Raw genomic sequence first — 26,009 nt, forward strand, 5'->3', positions numbered from 1 at the left:
GGCCCATGCCGGTCCGGCACGGACCCAGACAGTCGCGGAAGAGGCCCTACCTCCCGCCGCCGAATGCCCGGCGCCTCGATCCGTCGTTGTGGCACGGCCATTGGGAGCAGCCCGCGCCCGCCGGTTCGGAGGCAGGGGGAAAAGACATCCCCTTTCCGGTCAGGATGTGGCGAAACGCTAAACTTATATTAATGAATGAAATATTTCGTGATCACGACAGCGCCGGATCGGACCGGTCTGGCAAGCTTTTCAGCAGCCGGTGAAGCGTGTCGATCGTGGAGAAATCCGCGATGCCGTCGACCCGCAAAGGACGGAAATGACGCTGGAAAGCGGCGACGTCGCCTTCCGTTCCTTCGTCGAATAATCCATTGATTTCCGTGGCATAGCCATATAGCGACAGCATCGCCTGCAGCGCCTCCACCGGTGCACCCTGGTCGCCACGCTGGAAGAAGCGCCCGCCGGTGATGGCAGCTGGCTCGACCCAGTGACCAACGCCGGCCTCATGGAGGCGCCTCCAGGGGAAATTTTCGCCCGGATCGACCTTGCGGATGGGGGCGACATCGCTGTGACCCAGCACCCGTTCGGGCACGATCCCCCATCTTTCGCCACAGTTGAGACAAAGTTCGGCGACGGCTGCGACCTGTGCGTCGGCGAAATCGGGCAGGCCGCCGGGATGGCCGGGATTGGCGATCTCGATGCCGATCGAGCACGAGTTGATGTCCGCCTCGCCCTTCCACTGGCCCTTGCCCGCATGCCAGGCCCGGCGGCCCTCGGGCACGAGTTGCAGCACGCGTCCGTCCTCATGGACGAAATAGTGGCTGGAGACCTGGCTCTCCTCCGAACAGAGCCATTTGAGCGCCCCGTCGGCGCTCGGCATGCCCGTATAGTGCAGGAGGATCATGTCGGGCCGACGCCCGCCGGCGCGCTCGCCATGGTTCGGCGACGGCACCACCGCAGCGCCGGGATAGTCAGCAGTGAACGCGGTCATGCCGCAAGGCGCTCTTTCTCGATTTCGGCATAGGCGGCGTTGAGGACGGCCATGCGGTCGTTCGCAATCCGCTGGAACGCGGACGGCACGCCGCGCGCGATCAGCGTATCGGGATGGTTCTCCGAGGCAAGCACGCGGTAGCGCTTGCGGATGGTGGGGAAGTCGTCCTGGGGCGACACGCCGAGCACCTTGTAGGGATCGCGCCCGTCGACATGGACATGGCGTGCGGTGATCTGCTCGAACCGCTCGAACGCCATGCCGAAGATCTCGGCCACCCGAGACAGGAACGCCATTTCCTTGTCGTGGATCAGTCCGTCCGCCTTGGCGATGTGGAACAGCCCGTCGATGATGTCCTCCAGGATCGGGCAGCCCCGCTCGCAGGAGACAAACAGCGCCGCCATCTTCTCGGCATAGGCCTCGTAGCCGGCGACGTCCTGCCGGGCGAGGTTGTAGAGACGAGCGACGTTGGCGGCCTGGTCGGCCGGAAACTTGAACACGTCGCGGAAGGCGTCGACCTCCGCCGTCGTCACGATGCCGTCGGCCTTCGCCATCTTCGCCGACAGCGCGATCATGGCGATGGAAAACGAGACCTGGCGCCGCGTTTCCGGGTCGCCTTCCAGAAGCGTCCGCACGGCTTCGACAACGCTGGAGAGCGCGTTGCAGGCCGCGTCGGCGACCATGCTCAGCAGTCGATCCCAAATGGAAGGCATCAGCATCGGTCCGTGTGTGAGAACATAAAGTGATCTTGACCAGACATCTGCGGCGAAAGCAAGTCACCGCCCCGTCATTTCCTGCTAGCATAACACAATTTTGATGGCCCTCAACAAGTGGACGCATTCCAATTGGTGATCGACCGATCACGTCATTCGATTTGACGGGGCCGCCGGCGGATGCGAGCAGGAAGGCCGAACGGGAAGGCTTCGGAAGGAAATACGGTGCGCGTTCTGTCCAATCAGGCGGCCGGCATGCTGCTGGGCCTGCTCGGCGTGACCATCTTTGGGGCCACGCTGCCCATGACGCGCGTCGCGCTCGAAGGCTTCAGCCCGCTCTTCATCACCTTCGGCCGCGCGGCGATCGCGGCAACTGCGGCAGGGACAGCGCTCGCCATCCTGCGCCGCCCCTTCCCGCGCGCCCACCTGCCCGCGCTGGCCGGCGTCGGCGTCAGTGCCGTCTTCGGCTTTCCGATCTTCTCCTCGATCGCGCTGCAGACCATTCCGGCAAGCCATGGCGGCGTGGTGCTCGGCGTCCTGCCGCTCCTGACGTCGATCTTCGCAGCCCTCGTCGACGGGGAGCGGCCGGGAGCGCTGTTCTGGCTCTGCGGTATCGCCGGCTCCGTGCTCGTCATCGCCTTTTCGCTGCGCGAAGGCGGCTTCCATCTCGGTCCCGGCGACGTCTGGCTGCTGCTTGCCGCCGTGTCCGCCTCCTTCTCCTATGTCCTGTCCGGCAAGCTGGCCCGCGTCCTGCCAGGCTGGGAGGTCATCGGCTGGGCGCTGGTGCTCTGCGCGCCGCTGACGTTTGCCGGCGCGATCCTGTTTGCCGGCAGCGGCATCCACGACCCCGGTGCTGCGGAAAGCGCCGCCCTGCTCTATCTCGGGCTGATGTCGATGTTCGGCGGCTTCATCTTCTGGAACGCCGGCCTGGCGCTCGGCGGCATCGCCCAGGTGGCGCAGATCCAGCTGTTCCAGACCTTCGTGACGCTGGCGATAGCAGCACTCCTGCTCAAGGAGGCCGTCGGTCCCGAGACGGTCGGCTTCGCGCTCGCCGTCGCCTTCGTCGTCTGGCTCGGCCGCAAGGCGAAGATTTCGCGCGCCGTCCCTGCCGGCAGCCGCGCCTGATCGGCCAACGCATCTAGCTAGACGCATCATTTCGTCATCCGCGGCGGATAAAACCCGATCGGTGATTCCCCTGCCGGGGAATCTGGGCTAGACATCCGCCGACTGACCGGATCGCTCGGCGAGGAGGTAACATGACCAAGCAGAAAGTCGCGATGCTCACCGCAGGGGGCCTTGCGCCCTGCCTCTCTTCCGCAGTGGGCGGGCTCATCGAGCGCTATTCGGACGTCGCGCCGGACATCGAACTCGTCGCCTATCGCTCCGGCTACCAGGGCCTGCTGCTGGCCGATCGCATCGCGATCGACAAGGCCATGCGCGAGAAGGCGCACCTGCTTCACCGCTATGGCGGCTCGCCGATCGGCAACAGCCGCGTGAAGCTCACCAACGCGGCAGACTGCGTCAAGCGCGGCCTCGTCAAGGAAGGCGAAAACCCCTTGCGCGTCGCAGCCGAGCGCCTTGCCGCCGACGGCATCACCATCCTCCACACGATCGGCGGCGACGACACCAACACGACCGCAGCCGACCTCGCCGCCTATCTCGGCGCCAACGGCTACAACCTCACCGTCGTCGGCCTGCCCAAGACCGTCGACAACGACATCGTGCCGATCCGCCAGTCGCTCGGCGCCTGGACGGCCGCCGAAGTCGGCGCCGGCTTCTTCGACAACGTCTCCAACGAGCAGAGCGCGGCGCCCAAAACGCTGGTCGTCCACGAGGTCATGGGGCGCCATTGCGGCTGGCTGACGGCCGCGACCGCCCGCGCCTATATCCAGAAGACCTCGGCCAACGAATATGTCGAAGGCTTCCTGATGGACAAGGCGCTGAAGAACATCGACGGCCTCTACCTGCCGGAACTGGCCTTCGACCTCGAGGCCGAGGCCGACCGGCTGAAGAAGGTGATGGAGAAGAACGGCTTCGTCACCCTGTTCGTCTCCGAGGGCGCCTGCCTCGATGCCATCGTCGCCGAGCGCGAAGCCGCCGGCGAGACCGTCAAGCGCGACGCCTTCGGTCACGTGAAGATCGACACGATCAATGTCGGCAACTGGTTCTCCAAGCAGTTTGCCGCCCTTCTCGGCGCCGAGCGGGCCATGGTGCAGAAGTCGGGCTACTATGCCCGCTCCGCACCCGCCAACGGCGACGACCTGCGCCTGATCCAGAGTATGGTCGACCTTGCGGTCGAAAGCGCGCTCAACAAGGTCTCCGGCGTCACCGGCCACGACGAGGGGCAGAACGGCAAGCTGCGAACGATCGAGTTCCCGCGCATCAAGGGCGGCAAGCGCTTCGATACCGGCGCGAAATGGTTCGGCGAGGTAATGGACGCGATCGGCCAGAAGTGGAAGCCGGCCGGCTGATACGGCCCTCCGGCCCGGTCGCCACCGTGGCCGAATCCTGTTGACGGGGCACCGCGCCCATGGCTTGCTCCCCCGACGCGACCGCTTCGGGGGAGTTTTCATGTCGTTCGAACACTGGCTGGCCTTTGCCGCCGCATCCGCCATCATGCTGGCCATTCCCGGCCCGACCATCCTGCTCGTCATCTCCTATGCGCTCGGCCACGGCCGAAAGACGACGGGAGCGACGGTCGCCGGCGTCGCTCTCGGCGACTTCACCGCCATGACGGCCTCCATGCTGGGCCTCGGCGCGCTGCTGGCGACCTCGGCCGTCATCTTCACCGTCTTGAAATGGGTGGGCGCCGCTTATCTCGTCTGGCTCGGTATCAAGCTCTGGCGCGCGCCCGTCGTGAGCAGCGGCGACCCTGTGGACGGCGCGGCACATAAGGAGCGGCCGTTGCGCATCTTCGCCCATGCCTATGTGGTGACGGCGCTGAACCCCAAGAGCATCGTCTTCTTCGTGGCTTTCCTGCCCCAGTTTCTCGACCTGTCACGGCCGGTTCTGCCGCAGATGGTGATCTTCGAGATCACCTTCCTGGTGCTGGCGACGCTGAACGCCACGACCTACGCCCTGATGGCGTCGGCGGCACGCGGCACCATCCGCAAACCGGCCGTCCAGAGGGCCGTCAACCGCGTCGGCGGGTCGCTCCTGATCGGCGCCGGGCTGCTGACGGCGGGCCTTCGCCGGGCCAGCGCCTGACCGGCAGCACTGCCTGCGGGTTGCCGGAACCCTGACGATAGGTTAATGGACGAAGCACGGTCGAAGCGCCGTTGATTTGCAGCCGCGCCCGAATCCCTCGGATTTCCGGGCCTCCAGGCAAGACGAGAGCGACTGATGGCACACAGGTTCCCGATCCGCAGCAGGCAGGTTCTCTCCACAGGCTGCGCGATGGCGATGCTCGCCATTGGCGGCTGCGCAAGCGTGATCGAAACGCCGGCGGAAGAGTTGGCTGCGGTTCGAACCGTGATACCGATAGCAAAGCCCGGAACGGAAATGTCCGCCTACGCCCTGCCGGCACCGATCGCGGATCCCGCGGCGGCCGAGAACGGCGGCGCACAGGCCCTTGCCGCGGTGGTGGAGACGACGCGCGAGTCGAATGCCGAGATGGCGATCGCCGCTGCGGCGGCCCCGCAGGCGACGCAGATGCAAGCCAGCGCCCCGGCCGCGGCACCGGCGCCCTCCAATCCCGGCTCCGGAAAGTTCATGCCGGCCTCCTTCGAGGCGGCGGTGATGGAACCGGGCTTCGACACCGGCGAACCGGAGGGCCTCGAGCAGCTCGTCGCCTCCCACGAGATCGTCCCCATCGCCAAGCCCACGCTTCAGGCAACCGCCTTTGCCGCAAGCCCGATGCGCACGGCCCTTGTGCAGGACAGCCAGACCTTCGAGAAATCCGGCACCCCGATTGATGCGCTGGTCACCAAGTATGCCGCCATCTACGAGATCCCCGAGGCGCTGCTGCACCGGGTGATCAAGCGCGAGAGCCGCTACAATCCCAAGGCCTACAGCAAGGGCAACTACGGCCTCATGCAGATCCGCTACAACACGGCCAAGGGCATGGGCTACCAGGGCACGCCGGACGGCCTGTTCGATGCCGAGACCAACATCAAGTACGCTGCGAAATATCTGCGTGGCGCGTGGATGGTGGCCGACAACCAGCACGACGGCGCCGTGCGCCTCTATGCGAGCGGCTACTACTACACCGCCAAGCGCAAGGGCCTTCTCGAGGAAACCGGCCTGAAATAGGCCCTCAGTCCGCCGCTTCAAGCGCTTCGACGACCCGCCGCACCAGTTCCTGCGGCCGATATCCCAGCCTCGAGGGCGTCAGCCCCAGCCGGATCACAGCGATGTTGCGCGAGGGGATGACCGCGATCGCCTGGCCGTCATGGCCCAGCATCCAGAACGTATCGTCCGGCAGACCGTAGCGGGAATCGGGCTCCCGCCCCGGCCCGTCGATCCACGTCTGCGCCTGCCCGTAGGCGCCGCCGGATGCCGACGACGGCGTTCCCATCGCCCCCACATATCCCTCCGGCAAGAGCCGCCTGCCGTTCCATGTCCCGTCGTTCAGAAGCAACTGCGCGAACCGCGCCCAGTCGCGCGCCGTGGCATACATGTAGGACGAGCCGACGAAGATGCCGGTCTCGTCGGTCTCCATCAGCGCGCTCTTCATGCCGAGCGGCGCAAACAGCGCGGCCGCCGGATAGGCGAGCGCACGCCAGCGGTCCCCGAGCGCGCTCATGAACACGTGCGAAAGCAGGATCGCCGTCCCGCTTGAATAACTGAACGTCTCGCCCGGGTTGGACGACAGCGGAAACGAGGCCGCGAACCGGGCCATGTTGGCTTCGAGAAACAGCATCTGCGTGACGTCGGTGACCTCGCCATAGTCCTCGTTGAAGACGAGGCCGCTCTGCATCGCCAGCAGGTCGGCGATCGTGATCCTGGCACGTGCGTCGCCGTTCCATTCCGCAAAGAGGTTCGCCTGCGTCGGCGACAGCCGGTGGTCCTGCATCAATCGGCCGAGCAGGGCGGCATTCACCGTCTTGGTCACGGACCAGCCGAGAAGCGGCGTCTGCGCGGAAAAGCCCTCGCCATAGCGCTCGCCGGCGAGCCGCCCGTTGTGGATCACCGCCACGCCGCGGACGCCGGGCCCGAGCAGGGCCGGATCGGCCAGGATGGGCTCCAGGCGGGGGTCGTGACTTTCGCCCTGTCCCTCGGGCCAGGGGCGGTCGGGCGGGGGTGCTGCGACGGGCGGCAGCGGCACGTCCGCGACCGTCTGTCGCGCGGCGACGAAATCCCCGTCGGGAACGCCCGTGCAGCCGAAGCCCTCGCGGTAGGCCGCATGCCCCGGCGCGAAGATGCCGAGCAGCGACGCCGTCACGGTCTTTTCCTCGCGGTCCACCGACTGGCGCATCAACCGCAGCAGCGGATGCCCCGGCGCCTGCACGTCCGTCGCAAGCACATCCTGCGGATCCCGCCCGGCCAGAAAGACGTTCGAGCAGACGATCTTGGCGGCATAGCCGGAGCCGACTCTGAGCAGTTCAGGCGGGCTGACGATCAGCCAGCTGCCGGCAATAGCAAGGAAGACCGCACCCCCGAGCACTGTCCTTGCAACGATCCGCAGATACCGGCCCATGCGTCTCCCCTGGTCGGCGACCCTTCGTCCGGCCGCAGACAATCAGGAATCGGCCGGCAAGAAAAGTCCTTTCAGCGTCATGGATTTGTCATGGTGGCCCGACTGCCGCCGTTCCGTGAAGGCTACATGACAATGCACAGATCCGGTCATCAAACTGTTGCGCGACGCAGATATCTCCCCCGAAAGCCCCTGAAGGACGGAACGGTGTCATGAGCGAACTCGCCAGGAATGCAGGCTACGGACGCAACGAGAGACTGAAGTCGGCGCTGCTGCAGCATCGCGCGCTTTCGCTCGAAGGGTTGTCGGAGCGTCTCTTCGGCCTGCTCTTCACCGGCCTCGTCTATCCGCAGATCTGGGAGGATCCGGCCGTCGACATGGAGGCCATGGCGCTTGGCGCCGGCCACCGTGTGGTCACCATCGGCTCCGGCGGCTGCAACATGCTGGCTTATCTGACGCGCACGCCGGAGAGCATCGACGTCGTCGACCTCAACCCGCACCACATCGCCCTGAACCGGCTGAAGCTCGCAGCCTTCCGCCACATGCCGTCCCATGCCGACGTGGCACGCTTCCTCGGCGGCGATCACATGGCTTCCAACCGCGAAGCCTACCACCTGTTCCTCGAGCCGCGGCTCGACGACGCCACCCGCGACTACTGGAACGGCCGCGACCTGCGCGGGCGCCGCCGCATCGGCGTCTTCAACCGCAACATCTACCGCACCGGCCTGCTCGGCCGCTTCATCCTGCTCGGCCATGTGGTGGCGAGGCTGCACGGGCTGGACCCGCGCGAGTTCGTCAAGTGCCGGTCGCTGCGCGAGCAGCGCCAGTTCTTCGACACCCGCATCGCCCCCCTCTTCGATCGCCCGCTGATCCGCTGGATGACCTCGCGCAAGGCTTCGCTGTTCGGCCTCGGCATTCCGCCGCAGCAGTTCGACGAACTCGCCAGCGTCAACGACGGCCGCTCGCTGGCCCCTGTTCTGCGCCAGCGCCTGGAGAAGCTCGCCTGCCATTTCCCGCTGAAGGAGAACTACTTCGCCTGGCAGGCCTTCGGCCGCCGTTATCCGTCGCGCTACGAAGGCACCCTGCCCGATTACCTGCGGGCGGAAAACTACAGCACCATCCGCGACAATGCCGGCCGCGTCCGCGTCCATCATGCCAACTTCACCGAGCTCCTGGCCGCCAAGCCCGCCGCCTCCGTCGACCGCTACGTCCTGCTCGACGCGCAGGACTGGATGAACGAGGAGCAGTTGAACGCGCTCTGGACGGAGATCACCCGCACCGCAGCCCCCGACGCCGTCGTCATCTTCCGCACTGCCGCCGAGAAGAGCATCCTCGGCGGCAAGGTCTCCGCCCGCCTGCTCGACCTCTGGACCTACGAGCGCGAACGCTCGGCAGCACTCGGGATGAAGGACCGCTCGGCCATCTACGGCGGTTTCCACATCTACCGGAAGAAGCCCTGATGAGCCGGGAGCAGCTCGCGCTTTCCGCAGCCGTGCCCGACGGCGCCCTCGATGCGGCACATGCCGAGAAGATGGACCGCCAGTACCGCTACCAGCGGCACGTCTACGACCTGACGCGCAAATACTATCTCTTCGGCCGCGACCGGCTGATGGACGGGCTCGACGCGCGCACCGGGCAGTCGGTCCTGGAGGTCGGCTGCGGCACCGGCCGCAACATCGCCTGCATGGCAAGGCGCTACCCTGATGCCCGCTTCTTCGGCCTCGACATCTCCCGGGCGATGCTGGAGACGGCGGAGAAGAAGTTCGCAGCCACAGGCAGCACGCGCCCGGTTCTGCGCGCAGCCGACGCCACCGCCTTCCGGGCCGCCGATTTCGGCGAGACCGGTTTCGACCGGGTTGTCATTTCCTACTCGCTGTCGATGATCCCGGCCTGGCGCGACGCCGTCGAGCGTGCGTTCGACGCGCTCAACCCCGGCGGTTCGCTGCACGTGGTCGACTTCGGCCAGCAGGAGCGCCTTCCCGCAGCCTTCCGCCGTCTGCTGCAGGGCTGGCTTGCCCGCTTCCACGTCACCCCGCGACCGGATCTCCTGGACGTGATCGCCGAGGCGGCCGCGCGGCGTGGCGCAATTGTGGCTTCCGAGACCCCCTATGGCGGCTATGCGTGGCTCTCGATTGCCAGAATGCCCGGATAGCCGGGCTTTCCGCCGCGCGCGGCACCTGCCCGATTTTGCTCGTCTTTCTGTGAAACCTCTTGGGCGCTGAGGGGTTGTATCCGTGTCGACTCCGAAGGGGTCGTGTCGGCACGTTCGAAGCAGAAGGAAGACAACCATGAAATCAATCACGCTCGGAGCGGCAGCACTCGCGATCGCGGCCTCTGCGACCGGCGCGCTCGCCGCCGACATGGCGCCGCCGGAGGCCCCCGTAGCGCCGGTCATCGAGGAAGTCTCCGGTGTTTATGACTGGAACGGCTTCTATGTCGGTGCCCAGACCGGCTATGGCTGGGGCGATGCCGAGGTGGACGACGCCGGCATCTCCGAAAGCCCCGGCCTCGACGGATGGGCGCTCGGCGGCTACACCGGCTACAACTACCAGACCGGCCCCTTCGTCATCGGCCTGGAAGGCGACGTGAAGTACGACTGGAACGAGGACAAGTTCGACCTCGGCGGCATCCCGATGGAGCTGAAGACCGACTGGGGCGGATCGCTGCGCGCCCGCATGGGCTATGCCTTCGACCGCTCGCTGGTCTATGCAACCGGCGGCTACGCCTTCACCAACGCCGAACTGCGCGACCGCGAGACCGGCGACAGCGACAGCAAGACCTTCAACGGCTGGACGATCGGCGCGGGCTTCGAGCATGCCTTCACCGACAACTTCATCGGCCGCGCCGAGTATCGCTACACCGACTACGGCGATGCCGACCTGATGGGCGTGAACACCGACCTGAAGAGCAGCGACGTGATGCTTGGCGTCGGCTGGAAGTTCTGACCGGACGCCTGCCCGGCTAGAAACGCCGGACATGCAGAGCTCTTACTTGCGCCGTGCATCGCCGATGCGTGGCGCAAGTGCCGTTCCGCCCTTTACCGAATCCTGCCGGTGAGGCAGTATCGCCGCGCATCTTCTGCGCCGCGTCCGAGGGGGACGCGCCAAACCCGGGACACCCATGCGTCGGCTTCTTCTGGCTCTCCTGCCCCTTGCCCTTCTCACGGCATCGTGCTCCACGACCGACTATGACTTCGTCTCGACGGCGCCGATCAAGCCGCGCTTCAAGGACAGCGATCCGCAGGACTTCGGCTATCGCACTCCGCATCACCACGAGGTCCACGGCATCGACGTCTCCAAGTGGAACGGCAACATCGACTGGCCGACAGTGAAGGCATCGGGCGTCTCCTTCGTCTTCATCAAGGCGACCGAAGGCAAGGACCGGATCGACGGGGCCTTCGATGCCTACTGGCGCGGCGCCCGCGCAGCCGGCATCGCGCACGCACCCTACCATTTCTACTATTTCTGCTCGACGCCGGATGAACAGGCCGACTGGTTCATCCGCAACGTGCCCAAGACCGCAGTGCAGCTGCCGCCGGTTCTCGACGCGGAATGGAACCCGATGTCGCCCACCTGCCGCAAGCGCCCGCCGCCGGCGGAGGTCCGTGCCCAACTGCAGCGTTTCCTCGACCGGCTGGAGGCGCATTACGGCAAGCGGCCGATCATCTATACGACCGTCGATTTCCACCGCGAGAACATGGTCGGCGCCTTCGCCAAGTATCCGCTGTGGCTGCGCGCCGTCGCCGATCACCCCGAAAACGTCTATGGCCGCAAATGGCATTTCTGGCAGTACACCAGCACCGGCATCGTGCCCGGCATCAAGGGCGACACCGACATCAACGTCTATGCCGGCTCCCACCAGAACTGGAAGAGCTGGGTGGCGCAGGTCTCGCGCTGAGGCCGCGGCCCGCGGGATTGACGAGACATACCCCGGCTCACGGCAGATTGATGCACGGCAGGCGGGCACCGCACTTTTGCTTCTTGCTTCCGTCACATTAATTTGAGAAGCGGGGACAACCGAATGAAAGGATCCCCGCATATGCAACCGCGATTCCTGCCGATTGGCGCCCTGGCGGCGCTTTTCCTCTCAGGCACGGCGCTCGCCCAACAGGCCCAGGCCCCGGCTCAGGCAGAGGCTCCGGCCGTCGCCTGCGGCGGCGATCTCTCAGCCTTCCTGGACGGCGTGCGCCAGGAGGCAGCGGCAAAGCAGATCCCCGGCAACGCCATCGACACCGCACTTGCGGGGGCCGCGATCGACCCGAAGGTGCTGTCGCACGACCGCGCCCAGGGCGTCTTCCGCCAGACCTTCCTCGAATTCTCGAAGCGCACGGTCAGCCAGTCGCGCCTCGATATCGGCCGCAAGAAGCTCCAGGAACTCTCGAACGTCTTCCAGCGGTCCGAGCAGGAGTTCGGCGTGCCCGGCGCCGTCATCGCCGCCTTCTGGGCGATGGAGACGGATTTCGGCGCCGTCCAGGGCGACTTCAACACACGCAACGCGCTCGTCACCCTCTCCCACGACTGCCGCCGCCCGGAACTGTTCCGCCCGCAACTGATCGCGGCGATCCAGATGGTCCAGCACGGCGACCTCGACCCGGCGACGACGACCGGCGCCTGGGCCGGCGAGATCGGCCAGGTGCAGATGCTGCCTAAGGACATCATCGCCTTCGGCGTCGATGGCGACGGCGATGGCCACATCAACGTCAAGAGTAGCGCGCCGGACGCGATCCTGACGGCTGCGAAGTTCATCCAGCATCTCGGCTTCACCAGGGGCCAGCCGTGGATCCAGGAAGTCTCGGTGCCCGAGATCCTTCCCTTCGAGCGGACCGGCCTGCAGTCGGGCATGACCGCCGGCGACTGGTTCGCCCTCGGCGTTGCGCCGCGCGACGGCAACACCGAGTTCTCCGGCCTCGCCGCGTCGCTGGTGCTGCCGCAGGGCCGCAAGGGCCCGGCGTTCATCACCTATCCGAACTTCAACATCTACCTGGAATGGAACCAGTCGTTCATCTACACGACCTCGGCCGCCTATTTCGCCACCCGCCTCGCCGGCGCACCACCCTACCAGAAGGGCGAACCCGAAACGGGTCTCGACGACGGCGGCATGAAGGCGCTGCAGACGCGCCTCGCCGAACTGGGCCACGACGTCGGTAAGATTGACGGCATTCTCGGTTCTGGCACGCGGGCGGCGATCCAGAAGGAACAGCTCCGCCTCGGCCTGCCAGCCGACGGCTGGGCCACCCCGGCCCTGCTCGGCGCGCTCTGAGCCGGCCGGCCGGGGCGGCTTCTCGACTCCGGCCCCGGCAACGCCCCGTTTTCTCCTGCGGTCGTCCGACACGCCATGGCGTTTCGACCTCATCCACCTCGCATTTCCCCAAAACCCCGATCCTGTCCGACAATTCGAGATTGCATCGCGGCCCGTCGCCGGCAACGATGACCGAATCGGGTGGGCAGGCCTCGTTCGGTGCATTATGCCGCCGGTTCGGCGCCGGAGCGTCCGTGGGAGAAAAAGCGCAATGAACCAGGCAGCCGCGGTGCATCCGCAGACGATGACGGCAAGGACTTGGGCCCTGCTGGTGTTGCTCGGGTTGATCTGGGGCGGCTCGTTCTTCTTCGCCCGCATCGCCGTCCAGCACATTCCGCCCGTCACCCTCGTCCTTCTGCGTGTCGCAATCGCCGCGATTGCCCTTCACCTCTACCTGCGCGGCCGGCACGGGGTCTACGAGACGCTCCGGCTGCGCTGGCGGGAGTTCCTCGCCATGGGGCTCTTGAACAATGTCATCCCCCACATCCTGATCTTCACCGGCCAGACGGAGATCGGCGCCGGGCTGGCGGCAATCCTGAATGCCACGACGCCCATCTTCACGGTCCTGATCGCCAACCGGCTGACCGAAGACGAGAAGATGTCGACGGCGAAGATGGCGGGCTGCCTGGTCGGCCTGCTCGGCACCGCGGTCCTGGTCGGGCCGCGCGCGCTCGCGCCCTTTGCCGGCGGCAGCGACGGCCCGCCACTCTGGGCCCTGCTTCTCCCGGTCGCAGCCGCTGCCAGCTACGGGCTGTCCGCCACCTACGGAAAGCGCTTCCGCGGCGTTGCCCCGCCGGTGACGGCGACGGGTCAGCTCACCGCCTCCACCGTCGTGCTCCTGCCGCTGGCGGCCATCGTCGACCAGCCCTGGTCGCTGCCGATGCCGCCGCTGGGCGTGGTGCTCGCCGTCCTGGCGCTGGCACTACTGTCCACCGCCTATGCCTACATCCTGTTCTTCCGGATCATGGCGGCCGCCGGCGCAACCAACACCTCGCTCGTGACCCTGCTCGTGCCGCCCAGCGCCATCCTCGCAGGCGTCGTCTTCCTCGGCGAAAGCATCTCGCTGCCGGTGGCCGCCGGCATGCTGCTCGTCCTGCTCGGCCTCGTCATCCTCGACGGACGCCTGTTCCGGTGGACGAGGGCGTAGGACCGGCGTGCCGGAATGGAACTGATTCTGCCCTCGACCGTTCTCGTCTACGAAATCGTGATCACCGCCGTTAACCGAGGTGAAGATTTCGTGAAGGCATGTTCAGGCAGAAATAGCTTTTAAGATCAGCCGTTTAGAATTGTGGAAAACTGGCGGCAAGCCCAGTGATGCCGCAATGCAACACACAAAAAACTTTTCAAAACGGATTTTTCCGACCTATTATCAGCCCGCAACGCAAGGGAGGTAAGCCGATGGGTATCACACATTCCTTGAATGTTCTGATGATCAGTGCCGCGTTCCTCTTCGTCGCCAGCATGATTTTCATGTGACGGCAGCGTAGTCCACAAGGACCAAAACGCAGAGACTAGTTTAAGAAAACGCATGGCCCACAGTGCCATGCGTTTTTTTCGTTCCCAGGCATGCCGGCAAACGGTGCCGTCGGATCCAGCTCAGCCGCAGTTTCCAGCGACAAGACCTCTTAGGCAGCGGCGCCTTCCGCCCTGCCCTGCTTGCCGGCATCGTCGCGCTCTATGCCGACGCGGTCGAGGACCGCCGACACGAGGGCGGAACGGTTCATCGTATAGAAGTGGAACTCCTCGACGCCGAGTGCGATCAGGCCGTCCACCTGCCGTGCGGCGAGTTCGATCGCGACGGCAGCCCGCGCCTCGGGGCGGTCGGCGAGCGGCTCAAAACGATCGGCGATCCACTGCGGCACGCTGGCCCCGCAGAGCCCGGCGAATTTCTGCACCTGCCCGAGATTGTGGACCGGAAGGATGCCGGGAACGATCGGGATCTCGATGCCCGCCGCCCGCACACGGTCGAGATAGCGCGCATAGTGATCGTTGTCGAAGAAGAACTGGGTCAGGGCACGCGTGGCGCCGGCATCGACCTTGCGCTTGAGTATGTCGATGTCGGCCGCAACATCGCGGCTTTCGGGATGCTTTTCCGGATAGGCCGACACGGAAATCTCGAAGTCGGCGATCGCCTTCAGGCCCGCGACCAACTCGGCGGCGTTGGCATAACCGTCCGGAGACGGCTCGTAGGCAGCGTCGATGCCCCCGGCGGGATCCCCGCGCAGGGCCACGAAGTGGCGTACGCCCACGGCCCGGAACTCGTCGACCACGGCTGCGACCTCCGCCTTCGTGGCGCCGACGCAGGTGAGGTGCGCGGCTGCCGGAAGCGAGGTTTCGCGCAGGATCCGCGAGACGGTGGCAAGCGTCGGCCCGCGGGTGGAACCGCCTGCCCCATAGGTGACAGAGACGAAATCCGGCGCATAGGCGGCCAACGCCTCGATCGTCTCGCCGAGCAGTTGTTCAGCCTCACCGCTCCTGGGCGGAAAGAATTCGAAGGAGAGCTTCGGCCCCCTGCTACGGCCGGCGTACCTCGGGTCGGAGTTCGTGGCGATCGTCATGTCAATGTCTCCGGCCGATGGCGATGAGGGGTTCGGCAGCCGCGGCGCGCTGGTCCCGCGCCAACCAGATCGTCACCGTCAGCGCATCGGCCCCGGCGCCTGCCGGGGTGAGGTCGATGGTCTGCTCCGGCGACAGCCCGGCCTGTTCCAGCCATTCCTGCATCAGCTGGTGCGAGAAGCCCAGGCGCAGGTGGGCGTGCTCGTCGCGCAAGTGCTCCAGCCCGTGCGGCGCCAGGTCGATGATCACCAGCCGACCGGCCGGCTTCAGCATGCGCGCTGCCTCCGCGATCGCCGAGCTCGGCTCGTCGAGGAAATGCAACACCTGATGGATCGTCACCACATCGAACTCGTCGCGCTCAAGCGGCAGGTTGAAGATGTCGCCATGGCGAATGGAAGCCTTGGTGATGCCGGCGCGGTCGAGGTTGGCGCGCGCCACCGCCAGCATGTCGCGGCTGGCGTCGACGCCGACGCCGCGCCGGTACAGGCCCTCGAAAAGTTGCAGGATGCGCCCTGTGCCTGTGCCGAGATCGAGAAACGCCTCGACCGGCTCCTCGCCGATGAGCTTGAGCAGGGCCGCCTCGACCTCCGCCTCGCTGACATGCAGCCGGCGCAGTTCGTCCCATTCGGCGGCGTTGCGGCTGAAATAGGCCTGCGCCTTCTCCGCCCGCGCCCGCTTCAGCACGTCCAGCCGCTCGGCGTCGCGCTTGAACACCGGATCGGCCGTATCGGTCTGCTCCAGAAGCAGCCGCGCCAGCGCAACCGCCGAACCGTCATGGGCGAGCCTGAAATAAGCCCAAGCACCCTCCTGGTAGCGCTCGATCAGCGCCGCCTCGGCGAGAAGCTTCAGGTGGCGCGAAATGCGCGGCTGCGACTGGCCCAGGATGTCCGTGAGGTCGGTCACGGTCAGGTCGCCGCGGGCGAGCAACGCAAGCAGCCGCAGCCTGGTCGACTCGCCGGCCGTCTTCAGAACCTCTACAATGTCGTCCAAGCCCAGCTTTGCCACGTACCCTCCCGTCACCGCCAATCAAGACATAAAGATATGTTTATGTCATGATTTATAGGAGCGCAAGCCGTATTCTTCGTGAAGGGTCAAATCCGCGCCGATTCCCTTCAAAAAGCTGCGGGCGAAAACGCATCGGGCGCAGCACGCGATCTGCATGCTGCGCCCGATAAAACGGCGATGGCGGACGGCGTGTCAGCGCGTCAGGCGCTTGTAGGTCACGCGCTTCGGGTTGACCGAATCCGGACCGAGACGACGGATCTTGTCCTCTTCGTAATCCTGGAAGTTGCCCTCGAACCATTCGACGCGGCTGTCGCCTTCGAAGGCCAGGATATGGGTCGCCAGCCGGTCGAGGAACATGCGATCGTGGCTGATGATGACCGCGCAGCCGGCGAAATTCTCGAGCGCATCCTCGAGTGCTGCCAGCGTCTCTGTGTCGAGGTCGTTGGTCGGTTCGTCGAGCAGGATGACGTTGCCGCCGGCCTTCAGCATCTTGGCGAGGTGCACGCGGTTGCGCTGGCCGCCGGACAGCGTGCCGACCTTCTGCTGCTGGTCGCCGCCCTTGAAGTTGAAGGCGCCGCAATAGGCGCGCGAATTGACCTCGTGCCTGCCGAGCTTGATGACGTCGTTGCCGCCGGAGATCTCCTCCCAGACGGTCTTGTTGCCCGCGAGCGCGTCACGGCTCTGGTCGACATAGCCAAGATCGACCGTCTCGCCGACGCGGATCTCGCCGCTGTCGGGCGTCTCCTGGCCGGTGATCATGCGGAACAGCGTCGTCTTGCCGGCGCCGTTCGGGCCGATGACGCCGACGATGCCGCCGGGCGGCAGCTTGAAGGTGAGATTCTCGATCAGCACCCGGTCGCCGTAGGACTTGGTCAGGTTCTCCGCCTCGATCACCACCTGGCCGAGACGCTCGCCGACGGGAATGACGATCTGCGCGTCGCCGGGCCGACGGTCGGCCGCCGCCTTGACCAGTTCGTCATAGGCGCGGATACGCGCCTTGGACTTGGCCTGCCGAGCCTTCGGGCTGGACGCCATCCATTCCTGCTCGCGCGAGAGCGCCTTCTGCCGCGTGGCCTCTTCGCGGCCTTCCTGCTGCATCCGCTTGGCCTTCGCCTGCAGATAGGCCGAATAGTTGCCTTCATAGGGAATGCCGCGGCCGCGGTCGAGCTCCAGGATCCAGCCGGTGACGTGATCGAGGAAGTAGCGGTCGTGGGTGATCATCATCACCGCGCCCGGATATTCGCGCAGGTGCTTTTCCAGCCAGGCGATCGTCTCGGCGTCGAGGTGGTTGGTCGGCTCGTCGAGAAGCAGGAGGTCCGGCTGCGCCAGGAGCAGCTTGCAGAGCGCGACGCGGCGCTTCTCGCCGCCCGAGAGGTTGGCGACGTCGGCGTCGCCCGGCGGGCAGCGCAGCGCGTCCATCGCCATCTCGACCTGGCTCTCCAGGTCCCAGAGGTTCTGGCTGTCGATGATGTCCTGCAGCTTGGCGCCCTCTTCAGCCGTCTCGTCCGAATAGTTCATCATCAGCTCGTTGTAGCGGTCGAGGATTGCCTTCTTGCCGGCGACCCCTTCCATGACGTTCTCGAGCACGTTCTTGGACGCATCGAGCTGCGGCTCCTGCGGCAGGTAGCCGACGGTCGCCCCCTCCGCCACCCAGGCCTCGCCGGTATATTCCTTGTCGAGCCCCGCCATGATCCGCAGAACGGTCGACTTGCCGGCCCCGTTCGGACCGAGTATGCCGATCTTGGCGTCCGGGTAGAAGGACAGGTGGATATTCTCCAGGACCTTCTTGTTGCCATAGGCCTTGTTGAGCCCGGCCATGTGATAGATGAACTGACGTGCCATACCGCGTGTGCTCCGCATCGGAAGAAATTTGCCCGCTATGTAGGCGAAATCCCCGCCAGCGGCAATGCGGCGACCGCACCTGCGAGGCGATTTGCCCGTCTTTGCCGAACCGGCGGTCCTCCCTGCCGAACGCAAGCCACGGCCGGGCTGCAACCAGAACAGGAAGGGGCAGGAACGGGCGCCGCCGGTATGAGCGACCACCGGAAGGCCCGGCGGCGGACGACTGCCCGCCGCCCGCCCCGCGGCTCATTCAGAAGCCGCCAGCGCCAGCAAGCCCGCATCGCACTCCGACTTCGTGACCGAAGCGCCCTGGATCAGCGTCCGCAGGTCGCCCTCTGCCGCAGCGAGCCCGATCGTCAGCCCGGTAACGACGGCCTGGCCGTCGACGGGACGGCAGCGCAGGCGGATCCGCTCGCCGGCGCCCTTGCCGAAGGCGCTGTCGAAGGCGGCGGCGACGTCGGCCATCGTCACCGTCTCGCCCGCATGCGCCGCGAAAAACGCACCGACAGCCGAACCGTTGACCGCGTCCAGCAGATCGAGCGAGCGGCCATAGTAGTCGTCTGCCGTGGCCGCATGGCAGGTGCCGTTCATCAGCCACTGGTGGCGATCGAGGCCGGAGGCCGTGCCGGGCATGGCCACTGATAGCCGTTTCGCCGTCCCTTCCGCCAGCACGAGTTCCGGCAGGTCGCTCCATCGCCCGGAGCGGTCGCGCCGCTTCAGTTCCGCATCGATACCGCAGTAGCTCTTGCCGACCTGCCACAGCCCATGCAGGGTCAGCCCTCCCGCCGCTGCTCCGCGTCCTTCCGCGGCGCACTCGGCAAGCGCGGGCCTGGTGAGGCAGAACCCCGGCTGCCACGTCAGCGCAAGGACATGGCGCGTCATCCCTTCCCCACCGCCCCCGCTCTCCGGCTGTCCCGGCAGCGTCACGGCAAGTGCCGGCGATAGGGAAGCCCCCACAAGGAAGGCGAAGGCAACGAGATGGCATGCAAGTCTCGACATCATGGCGACACTCCCATAATCAGAACAAAGCGGAAACATTAATCAACATATGCGCGAAAAATGCAACCGGGAATTTTGCAGTCTTCTCCGGGCGCCGCGCCATGAAAAAACAGCTTGCTGCGATGTGATTGCTTTTCCAAGGGAAATCGATTTCATGGCCGTCGACGCCCGATCCGCCGGAGGCCAGCCCACGATGTTTTCCGAGATGCCGCCGCTCCAGAGCCCGACCGGCGCCCGCCTCGCCCTGCGCCACGCCGCCGCCTCCGTCGCGCCCAGGGGCATCGTGCTGGTCAGCCACGGCCTTGCCGAACATGCGGGACGCTATGGCGCTGTTGCCGGCCGCCTCGCGGCGGAAGGCTTTCACGTCTATGCCCACGACCATCGCGGCCATGGCCGGACGACTGCGCCCGAAGCGCCGCTCGGCCGCTTCGCCGACCGGGACGGCCACCGGATCGCCGTGGCGGACATGCTGGCCGTGCGCGAGATGGCCGCCGGCAGCCATCCCGGCCTTCCGGTCATCCAGTTCGGCCATTCGATGGGCGGGCTCCTCGCGCTGTCCTTCGCCGAGGTCCACCCCGGCAAGATCGACGCGCTGGCGGTCTGGAACTCCAACTTCAAACCCGGGCTGGCCGGCCGCGCCGCACAGGCGATCCTGCGCGCCGAGCGCATGCTGAAGGGGTCCGACGTGCCGAGCGCGCTGCTGCAGCAACTCACCTTCGCAACCTGGGCAAAGGCGGTCCCGGACCGGCGGACGGACTTCGACTGGCTGTCGCATGACGAGGCCGAGGTCGCACGCTACGTGGCCGACCCGCTTTGCGGTTTCGACGCCAGCGTCTCGCTCTGGCGCGACATCTTCGCCATGACCTACGAGGCCGCATCGCGCCAGCGCATCGACCGCCTGCCCCGCGCGCTGCCCATCCATCTCGTCGGCGGCGACGAGGATCCGGCGACGGATTTCGGCCACGCCGTCACCTGGATGGCCGAGCGGCTGAAGAAGAGGGGCCTTGCCGATGTGACCGGCGTCGTCTATCGCGGTCTGCGCCATGAAACCCTGCTGGAGCGACAGGACCTGCGCGAAGGTCCTGTCGAGGACTTCTGCCGCTGGTGCCATAGGGTCGCGCACCAGAAAGTGGGTCGCGCGCCAGAACCGGTAACGAAGACATGACCACCCATCCGGCATCGCCGAAAATCGCCCCCCGCAACGAGATCGGACTCGGCCTGACGCTGATGGTCGTCTCCGTGCTGATCGCTCCGGTGATCGACATCTTCTCCAAGCTCGCGGTGGTCGATGTCCCCGCCACGGTGATCACACTGTGCCGCTTCCTGTTCCAGACGCTGACGCTGGTGCCGATCGTGCTGTGGCGCAGCACGCTGTTCGACCTTACCCGCAGGAAGGTGGCGCTGCATGCGGTGCGCGGCCTGATGACGGCGATCGTGATGATCAGCTTCGTCACCGCGCTCGCCGTCATGGAAGTTGCCGATGCGCTGGCGATCTTCTTCGTCGAGCCGATCATCCTGACGATTCTCGGCGCGATCTTCCTGAAGGAGACGATCGGCTGGCGGCGCTACACGGCATGTGCCGTCGGCTTCCTGGGCGCGCTGCTCGTCATCCAGCCGAGCCTGCAGGAAGTGGGCCTCGTCGCGCTGCTGCCGATCGTGTCGGCCTTCGCCTTAGCGGTGTACCTGCTGATCACCCGGCTTGCCGCACAGAGTGAGGACCCGTGGTCCATGCAGCTTCACACCGGCCTGTGGGGCGCAGGCTTCGCCGGCCTCGCCCTTCTTGTCGGCGGCTCGCTGGGCTGGCCCGCCTTCACGCCCGTCCTGCCCCAGGGCGATGCGGCACTCTATATCGTCGGCGCCGGCATCGCTGCGACCATTTCCGGCATCTTCGGCGCCTATGCCTACCGCAACGCCCCGGCCTCCGTGCTGGCGCCGTTGCAATATCTCGAGATCGTCTCGGCCACAGCACTCGGCTGGTGGGTGTTCGGCGACCTGCCCGATCCGCTGAAATGGCTCGGCATCTCGATCATCATCGGCTCCGGCCTCTACGTCATCTGGCGCGAACACAAGCTGCGCAAGCGCACCACGCTCCCCCCGATGCCGCCACTCGCCTGAAGCCGCAAAAATTGCGCAAAGCCAAAGGGTAAGTCCCAAGGCTCATCAACCCATGCGGCCTTGGTGCTATCTCCGCGCCGGCCTTTTTGTTATCCAGATCCCCTGCGTCGCAAAAGAGAATCCGAAAAGGACGGCGGCGACGGCAAGGAGGATACCGATGGACGAGAAGAACCTGCCGCTTTCCGGCATCCGCGTCATCGAGCTTGCGCGCGTCCTCGCCGGCCCCTGGGCCGGCCAGATGCTGGCCGATCTCGGCGCCGACGTGATCAAGGTCGAAAACCCGGACGGCGGCGACGACACCCGCGCCTGGGGCCCGCCCTTCGTCACCGGCGGGGACGGCGAGAACCTCTCGGCCGCCTATTATCATTCGACCAACCGCAACAAGCGCTCGATCACCGCCGACTTCCGTTCCGAGGAAGGCCTGGCGATCGTCCGGCGGCTGGTGCGCACGGCCGACGTCGTCATCGAGAACTTCAAGGTCGGCGGGCTGAAGAAATACGGCCTCGACTATGAAAGCCTCGCCGCAGAGAACCCCCGGCTCGTCTATTGCTCCATCACCGGCTTCGGCCAGGACGGCCCCTATGCCGCCCGCGCCGGCTACGACTACATCGTCCAGGGCATGTCCGGCTTCATGTCGGTGACCGGAGCTGCGGATGGCGAGCCGATGAAGGCGGGCGTTGCCATTGCCGACATCTTCACCGGCATCTATGCCGTGACCGCGATCCAGGCAGCCCTCATCCATGCGATGCGCACCGGCAGGGGCCAACACGTCGACATGGCGCTGCTCGACGTCCAGTCCGCGGTCATGGCCAACCAGAACATGAACTACCTCGTCTCCGGCACAGCACCCACCCGGCTCGGCAACGCCCATCCCAACATCACCCCCTACGAGGTGATCGGGACGGCCGACGGCCACATGATCCTCGCCGTCGGCAATGACGGCCAGTTCCAGCGCCTCTGCGCGATCCTTGGTCTGGACGGGCCCGCTGCCGACGAGCGCTTCGCCACCAATCGCTCGCGCGTCAGGCACCGCGAGGCGCTGCGCCCGCTGATCCTGGAGCGCAGCCGGCAGTGGGCCAAGGCGGCGCTTCTGAAGGCTTGCGAGGAAAACGGCGTGCCCGCCGGGCCGATCAATTCGATTGCCGAGACCTTCGACGACCCGCAGGTCAAGGCGCGTGGCATGCGCCTCGACCTTGCCGACCGCGACGGAAACCTGATCCCCGGCGTGCGCACGCCGATCGTCTTTTCCGAGACGCCGCTCGTCTACGAGCATCCGAGCCCGCGGCTCGGCGAGCACACGGACGAGATCCTGGCCGAACTGGAAAGCATCGAAGCAGAAAGGAAATCCGCATGACGCAGCAAGAGGCAGGGCTTGTGCCGCAAACAGGCAGGACCGGCGGACAGTTGATCGTCGAGGCGCTCGCAGCCAACGGCGTGAAGCGCGTCTCCTGCGTTCCCGGCGAAAGCTTCCTGGCGGTGCTCGATGCGCTGCACGATACCGACATCGACGTGCTCGTCTGCCGCCAGGAAGGCGGGGCGGCGATGATGGCCGACTGCTGGGGCCGGCTGACCGGTGAGCCTGGCATCTGCATGGTCACCCGCGGCCCGGGCGCCACCAACGCCTCGGCAGGCCTCCATATCGCCCGGCAGGATTCGATCCCGATGATCCTGTTCATCGGCCAGGTCCAGCGCGAGGCGCGCGAACGCGAGGCCTTCCAGGAGATCGAATACCGCCGCGCCTTCACCGAGGTCGCCAAGTGGGTGGCCGAGATCGACGATGCCAAGCGCATTCCCGAGTTCGTCACCCGCGCCTTTGCGGTGGCGACGTCCGGGCGGCCGGGCCCGGTCGTGCTGGCGCTGCCGGAGGACATGCTGACCGATAGGGTCGAGGCGGTGGCAGCCAGGCCCTACGTTCCGGTCGAGGCCCATCCGGGGCCAGCGCAGGTCGCCCGCCTTAAGGCGCTGCTGGAGAAGGCCGAGCGGCCGCTCGTCGTCCTCGGCGGCACGCGCTGGGACGAGGAAAGCGTCGCCGGCATCACGGCCTTCGCGGAGCGCTGGTCCCTGCCCGTCGCCTGCTCTTTCCGGCGGCAGATGCTGTTCGACCACCTGCATCCGAACTATGCCGGCGATTCCGGCATCGGCATCAATCCGGCGCTGGCCAAGGAAATCCGTGGCTCCGATCTCGTGCTCATGCTGGGCGGCCGCTATTCCGAGATGCCCTCCTCCGGCTATACGCTGGTCGACAGCCCCTACCCGCAGCAGACCTTCGTCCACGTCCACCCCGATCCGTCCGAACTCGGCCGCGTCTATCGTCCCGACCTTGCGATCTGCGCCGGCCCGGCGGATTTCGTCGCAGCGCTGGCCGGGCTTTCGCCCGCTGCCTCTCCCCGCTGGGCGGATCGGACGAAGGCCATGCATGCCGCCTATCGCGCCTGGTCGACGCCGCCCACCGCCGGGCCCGGCGACGTCCACATGGGGCCGATCATGGCGTGGATCGAGGAGAACGTCCCGCAGGACGCGATCTTCACCAACGGCGCCGGCAACTATGCCACCTGGGTGCATCGCTTCCACCGCTTCCGCCGCTTCGCCACACAGGCGGCCCCCACCTCCGGCTCTATGGGCTACGGCCTGCCGGCAGCGGTTGCGGCCAAGCAGCTTTTCCCTAAGCGCGAGGTGGTCTGCTTTGCCGGCGACGGCTGCTTCCTCATGCACGGCCAGGAGTTCGCCACCGCCGTCCGCTACGGCCTGCCGATCATCGCGATCGTGGTCAACAACGGCATGTACGGCACGATCCGCATGCACCAGGAACGCGAATATCCCGGCCGCGTCAGCTCCACAGGGCTGACCAATCCGGATTTCGCCGCCCTCGCGGCCTCCTACGGCGGCCACGGCGAGACGGTCTCAAGAACGGAGGAATTCGCCCCCGCCTACCTGCGCGCCCGCGCCAGCGGCAAGCCCGCGATCATCGAGGTGAAGCTCGACCCGGAAGCCCTCACGCCAACGCGCACGCTGTCGCAGATCAGGGATGGTAGATAGACCGGGATGCAAACGCCGCGGCGGCCGCGGCGCCACTTGACGTCGTCATGCTCGGGCCTGTCCCGAGCCTCTGACCACGCATCAAAATCCGTTTGCTTTCAGCATCTTGACGACCGGCACCAGATCCTCGGCACAAGGCCGAGCATGACGATGCGTGTCTTGGCGACCGCCCATCTGGATCACAGACTGCACCGCCCCAGGCCGTCACCCTCGGCCTTGTGCCGAGAGTCTGATGCCGTCAAACCAAGATGTGTGACTGAATAATCTCTCAATTTCGGCGATGTGGCCAGATGCTCGGCACAAGGCCGAGCATGACGGTCGAGACAGTGGCCGGGCACCGCAAACCAGGACATGTGGCGCGGTTTGTCACGTGGCACGGAGTGTGGCCGGCCTATCGAGGCTCAGCCCCGCAGGTGCTGGGTCTGGCCGTAGATGTTGGTGGAACGGGCGCCGGAGCGGCAATAGCCGAGCATCGGCCGCGGCAGTTCGTCGAGCGCGTCGACCATGGCGGAGACGGCGTCCGCGGTGACCCCCATCGGGCCGACCGGGATGTGCCGGATCTCGAGGCCGAGCTCCTGGGCGCGGGCCGCGATCGCGGCGAACTCCGGCTGGTCCGGGCTCTCATGATCCGGCCGGTGGGAGACGATCGACTTGAATCCCATCGCCTTGATCTCGTCCAGTTCGTCGACTGTGATCTGGCCGGAGACCGAGTACTCGTCGTTGATCGGGCGGATATCCATGATGCGAACCCTTCGAAAAAATTGTCGGCTTCGGTGTAGGCCGCGCGGTGCCGGGCGTCAATCGCCCGCCATTGCGACAGAGGGCGCCAGAGTGCGGCAGGTCCGCTACCTGAGCTCGAAGGACAGGCCGTAGCTGACCGCCTCGCCGGGCGCGAAATCCTTCATCTCGCCGGATGCGATCAGTTCGGCCCGCCCCGCCTGGCGGTGCGAGACCGGCTCGATCCCCAGCACATGACAGCCGGGCGACTGGTTGCGCCAGACCTGCAGGTAGGAAAGCGTATCAGTGCGAAAGCGCACATGCAGGGTGCGCCCGCCGAGTGCCGCGATTGGGCCGATCGCGACGTCCGCCCAGCCGTGCTGCGATGTCTCCTGGGCAGGGACGCAGAAGATCTTCATGTCGCCCTCGCCGAAGCGCCAGGGCAGGCTGCCCCCCTCGATCATCGCGCCGGTCAGCCGCGTGCCCTCGTCGAACAGCCGCGTGTTGAAATTGATGTGGTACATCGCAACCGGCGGCCAGGGCCGCTCGCCCGTATTGGTCACGACGTCGTCGAGCGTGATGTGGCCGGTCGTACGGTCGGCCCGCCAGAGCCGCTTCAGCTCCGCCGTCTCGCCGTTGGCGAGCGACACCGGGACGCGGGCCGAGCAGACGACCTCGCCCTCGTCCTCCTCGTAGAGGATGTCCATGGCGGGATGGGAGGACAGCGAGCCGTGCAGCGGATAGAACTGGCCCTCGGTACCGCCCTCCACCGGCTCGGGATGACGGATATGGTCCGGGCCGCAGGTGAACATGAAGCCGGGCAGCGCCCTGTCGATGCGCGGGTCGCCATCCGAGGGGATCGCCGATCCCGGCGCCAGGTTTATGCCGAAGAAGATCGCGTCCCGGAGATCGAGCGCGGACTGCGAATCAAGCGCTATGTCGAAGCTGTGCGCTCCGTTCTCGGCGGTCAGGGCAAGGGTCATGTCTTCTCCCGGAATCGTCTTTTGTGCGATGCTAGCCCAGGGCCAAAGATTCCGATACCGGAATCGATGGTCGTTCCGGTACCAATCGGACGAAGGTAACCGCTTGCAAAGGCTGCGGAACCGGA

23 protein-coding genes are annotated in these 26,009 nt (G+C 66.3%); 14 read left to right on the forward strand and 9 right to left on the reverse strand.

Annotated elements, in window-relative coordinates; translation table 11 throughout:
• Nucleotides 1-211 precede the first annotated feature (211 nt).
• Together GGQ64_RS02655 and GGQ64_RS02660 are read right to left on the reverse strand one after the other, a co-directional pair.
• Nucleotides 212-988 (reverse strand): N-acetylmuramoyl-L-alanine amidase, encoded by a 777-nt coding sequence (locus GGQ64_RS02655; protein WP_183798637.1) that lies wholly within the window; start codon nucleotides 986-988, stop codon nucleotides 212-214.
• On the reverse strand, nucleotides 985-1,698 hold the full coding sequence (locus GGQ64_RS02660) for a J domain-containing protein (RefSeq protein ID WP_183798640.1): 714 nt from the start codon (nucleotides 1,696-1,698) through the stop codon (nucleotides 985-987). Before GGQ64_RS02660 ends, GGQ64_RS02655 begins: the two co-directional genes overlap by 4 nt.
• Before the next feature lie 225 nt (nucleotides 1,699-1,923).
• On the opposite strand from GGQ64_RS02660, the gene GGQ64_RS02665 reads away from it, so the two are divergent.
• The 4 genes from GGQ64_RS02665 to GGQ64_RS02680 all read left to right on the forward strand — a co-directional run bounded on the left by GGQ64_RS02665 (nucleotide 1,924) and on the right by GGQ64_RS02680 (nucleotide 5,949).
• Nucleotides 1,924-2,823: a DMT family transporter gene (locus GGQ64_RS02665; protein ID WP_343059392.1), complete on the forward strand. Its 900-nt coding sequence runs from the start codon at nucleotides 1,924-1,926 to the stop codon at nucleotides 2,821-2,823.
• Nucleotides 2,824-2,954: 131 nt separating this feature from the next.
• Complete coding sequence (locus tag GGQ64_RS02670; protein WP_183798646.1) at nucleotides 2,955-4,169, forward strand: pyrophosphate--fructose-6-phosphate 1-phosphotransferase; 1,215 nt, start codon at nucleotides 2,955-2,957, stop codon at nucleotides 4,167-4,169.
• 100 nt (nucleotides 4,170-4,269) lie between these two features.
• Nucleotides 4,270-4,905: a LysE family translocator gene (locus tag GGQ64_RS02675; protein ID WP_183798649.1), complete on the forward strand. Its 636-nt coding sequence runs from the start codon at nucleotides 4,270-4,272 to the stop codon at nucleotides 4,903-4,905.
• Nucleotides 4,906-5,040: 135 nt separating this feature from the next.
• Nucleotides 5,041-5,949, forward strand: a complete 909-nt coding sequence (locus GGQ64_RS02680; protein WP_183798652.1) for a lytic transglycosylase domain-containing protein — start codon at nucleotides 5,041-5,043, stop codon at nucleotides 5,947-5,949.
• 4 nt (nucleotides 5,950-5,953) lie between these two features.
• Here GGQ64_RS02680 and GGQ64_RS02685 read toward each other — a convergent pair whose 3' ends face one another.
• Nucleotides 5,954-7,336, reverse strand: a complete 1,383-nt coding sequence (locus GGQ64_RS02685; RefSeq protein ID WP_425488479.1) for a serine hydrolase domain-containing protein — start codon at nucleotides 7,334-7,336, stop codon at nucleotides 5,954-5,956.
• A gap of 209 nt (nucleotides 7,337-7,545) precedes the next feature.
• Between GGQ64_RS02685 and GGQ64_RS02690 the strand changes: the two genes are divergently transcribed.
• From GGQ64_RS02690 to GGQ64_RS02715, 6 genes are all read left to right on the forward strand, one after another.
• On the forward strand, nucleotides 7,546-8,793 hold the full coding sequence (locus GGQ64_RS02690; protein WP_183798654.1) for a BtaA family protein: 1,248 nt from the start codon (nucleotides 7,546-7,548) through the stop codon (nucleotides 8,791-8,793).
• Nucleotides 8,793-9,485: a class I SAM-dependent methyltransferase gene (locus GGQ64_RS02695; RefSeq protein WP_183798657.1), complete on the forward strand. Its 693-nt coding sequence runs from the start codon at nucleotides 8,793-8,795 to the stop codon at nucleotides 9,483-9,485. Before GGQ64_RS02690 ends, GGQ64_RS02695 begins: the two co-directional genes overlap by 1 nt.
• Nucleotides 9,486-9,621: 136 nt before the next feature.
• Nucleotides 9,622-10,278, forward strand: coding sequence for an outer membrane protein (locus GGQ64_RS02700; RefSeq protein WP_183798660.1), 657 nt, complete (start codon nucleotides 9,622-9,624; stop codon nucleotides 10,276-10,278).
• 175 nt (nucleotides 10,279-10,453) lie between these two features.
• Nucleotides 10,454-11,230 carry a glycoside hydrolase family 25 protein gene (locus tag GGQ64_RS02705; RefSeq protein ID WP_183798663.1) on the forward strand — a complete coding sequence of 259 codons (777 nt, stop codon included), beginning with the start codon at nucleotides 10,454-10,456 and terminating at the stop codon, nucleotides 11,228-11,230.
• A gap of 141 nt (nucleotides 11,231-11,371) precedes the next feature.
• On the forward strand, nucleotides 11,372-12,592 hold the full coding sequence (locus GGQ64_RS02710; RefSeq protein ID WP_183798666.1) for a lytic murein transglycosylase: 1,221 nt from the start codon (nucleotides 11,372-11,374) through the stop codon (nucleotides 12,590-12,592).
• A gap of 250 nt (nucleotides 12,593-12,842) precedes the next feature.
• Nucleotides 12,843-13,778 (forward strand): DMT family transporter, encoded by a 936-nt coding sequence (locus GGQ64_RS02715; protein ID WP_246422236.1) that lies wholly within the window; start codon nucleotides 12,843-12,845, stop codon nucleotides 13,776-13,778.
• A gap of 478 nt (nucleotides 13,779-14,256) precedes the next feature.
• On the opposite strand, the gene metF is transcribed toward GGQ64_RS02715, so the two are convergent.
• The 4 genes from metF to GGQ64_RS02735 all read right to left on the reverse strand — a co-directional run bounded on the left by metF (nucleotide 14,257) and on the right by GGQ64_RS02735 (nucleotide 19,033).
• Nucleotides 14,257-15,189, reverse strand: coding sequence for a methylenetetrahydrofolate reductase [NAD(P)H] (gene metF / locus GGQ64_RS02720; RefSeq protein WP_183798669.1), 933 nt, complete (start codon nucleotides 15,187-15,189; stop codon nucleotides 14,257-14,259).
• Between the two features lies 1 nt (nucleotide 15,190).
• Nucleotides 15,191-16,192 (reverse strand): metalloregulator ArsR/SmtB family transcription factor, encoded by a 1,002-nt coding sequence (locus tag GGQ64_RS02725; protein ID WP_183798672.1) that lies wholly within the window; start codon nucleotides 16,190-16,192, stop codon nucleotides 15,191-15,193.
• Nucleotides 16,193-16,384: 192 nt separating this feature from the next.
• A complete protein-coding gene (ettA, locus tag GGQ64_RS02730) occupies nucleotides 16,385-18,034 on the reverse strand; it encodes an energy-dependent translational throttle protein EttA (protein ID WP_183798675.1) in 1,650 nt (549 codons plus the stop codon).
• Between the two features lie 246 nt (nucleotides 18,035-18,280).
• Nucleotides 18,281-19,033, reverse strand: coding sequence for a ribonuclease T2 family protein (locus GGQ64_RS02735; RefSeq protein ID WP_183798678.1), 753 nt, complete (start codon nucleotides 19,031-19,033; stop codon nucleotides 18,281-18,283).
• A 193-nt stretch (nucleotides 19,034-19,226) separates the two neighbouring features.
• On the opposite strand from GGQ64_RS02735, the gene GGQ64_RS02740 reads away from it, so the two are divergent.
• The 4 genes from GGQ64_RS02740 to GGQ64_RS02755 all read left to right on the forward strand — a co-directional run bounded on the left by GGQ64_RS02740 (nucleotide 19,227) and on the right by GGQ64_RS02755 (nucleotide 24,184).
• Complete coding sequence (locus GGQ64_RS02740; RefSeq protein WP_183799147.1) at nucleotides 19,227-20,198, forward strand: alpha/beta fold hydrolase; 972 nt, start codon at nucleotides 19,227-19,229, stop codon at nucleotides 20,196-20,198.
• Nucleotides 20,195-21,148 carry a DMT family transporter gene (locus GGQ64_RS02745; RefSeq protein ID WP_183798681.1) on the forward strand — a complete coding sequence of 318 codons (954 nt, stop codon included), beginning with the start codon at nucleotides 20,195-20,197 and terminating at the stop codon, nucleotides 21,146-21,148. The genes GGQ64_RS02740 and GGQ64_RS02745 overlap by 4 nt, the downstream gene beginning before the upstream one ends.
• Before the next feature lie 157 nt (nucleotides 21,149-21,305).
• Nucleotides 21,306-22,502 (forward strand): succinate--glutarate CoA-transferase, encoded by a 1,197-nt coding sequence (gene caiB, locus GGQ64_RS02750; RefSeq protein WP_183798684.1) that lies wholly within the window; start codon nucleotides 21,306-21,308, stop codon nucleotides 22,500-22,502.
• Nucleotides 22,499-24,184 (forward strand): thiamine pyrophosphate-binding protein, encoded by a 1,686-nt coding sequence (locus GGQ64_RS02755; RefSeq protein WP_183798686.1) that lies wholly within the window; start codon nucleotides 22,499-22,501, stop codon nucleotides 24,182-24,184. Before caiB ends, GGQ64_RS02755 begins: the two co-directional genes overlap by 4 nt.
• 401 nt (nucleotides 24,185-24,585) lie before the next feature.
• Here the strand turns inward: GGQ64_RS02755 and GGQ64_RS02760 are convergent, their stop codons facing one another.
• Nucleotides 24,586-24,924, reverse strand: a complete 339-nt coding sequence (locus tag GGQ64_RS02760) for a protein tyrosine phosphatase family protein (protein ID WP_183798689.1) — start codon at nucleotides 24,922-24,924, stop codon at nucleotides 24,586-24,588.
• Between the two features lie 105 nt (nucleotides 24,925-25,029).
• Entirely contained in the window at nucleotides 25,030-25,884 is an 855-nt protein-coding gene (locus GGQ64_RS02765; protein WP_183798692.1) for a DUF4432 family protein, read from the reverse strand.
• Nucleotides 25,885-26,009: the final 125 nt, after the last annotated feature.

The sequence above is a fragment of the Mycoplana azooxidifex genome, from assembly GCF_014196765.1.
In the GTDB taxonomy this organism is placed as follows: domain Bacteria; phylum Pseudomonadota; class Alphaproteobacteria; order Rhizobiales; family Rhizobiaceae; genus Mycoplana; species Mycoplana azooxidifex.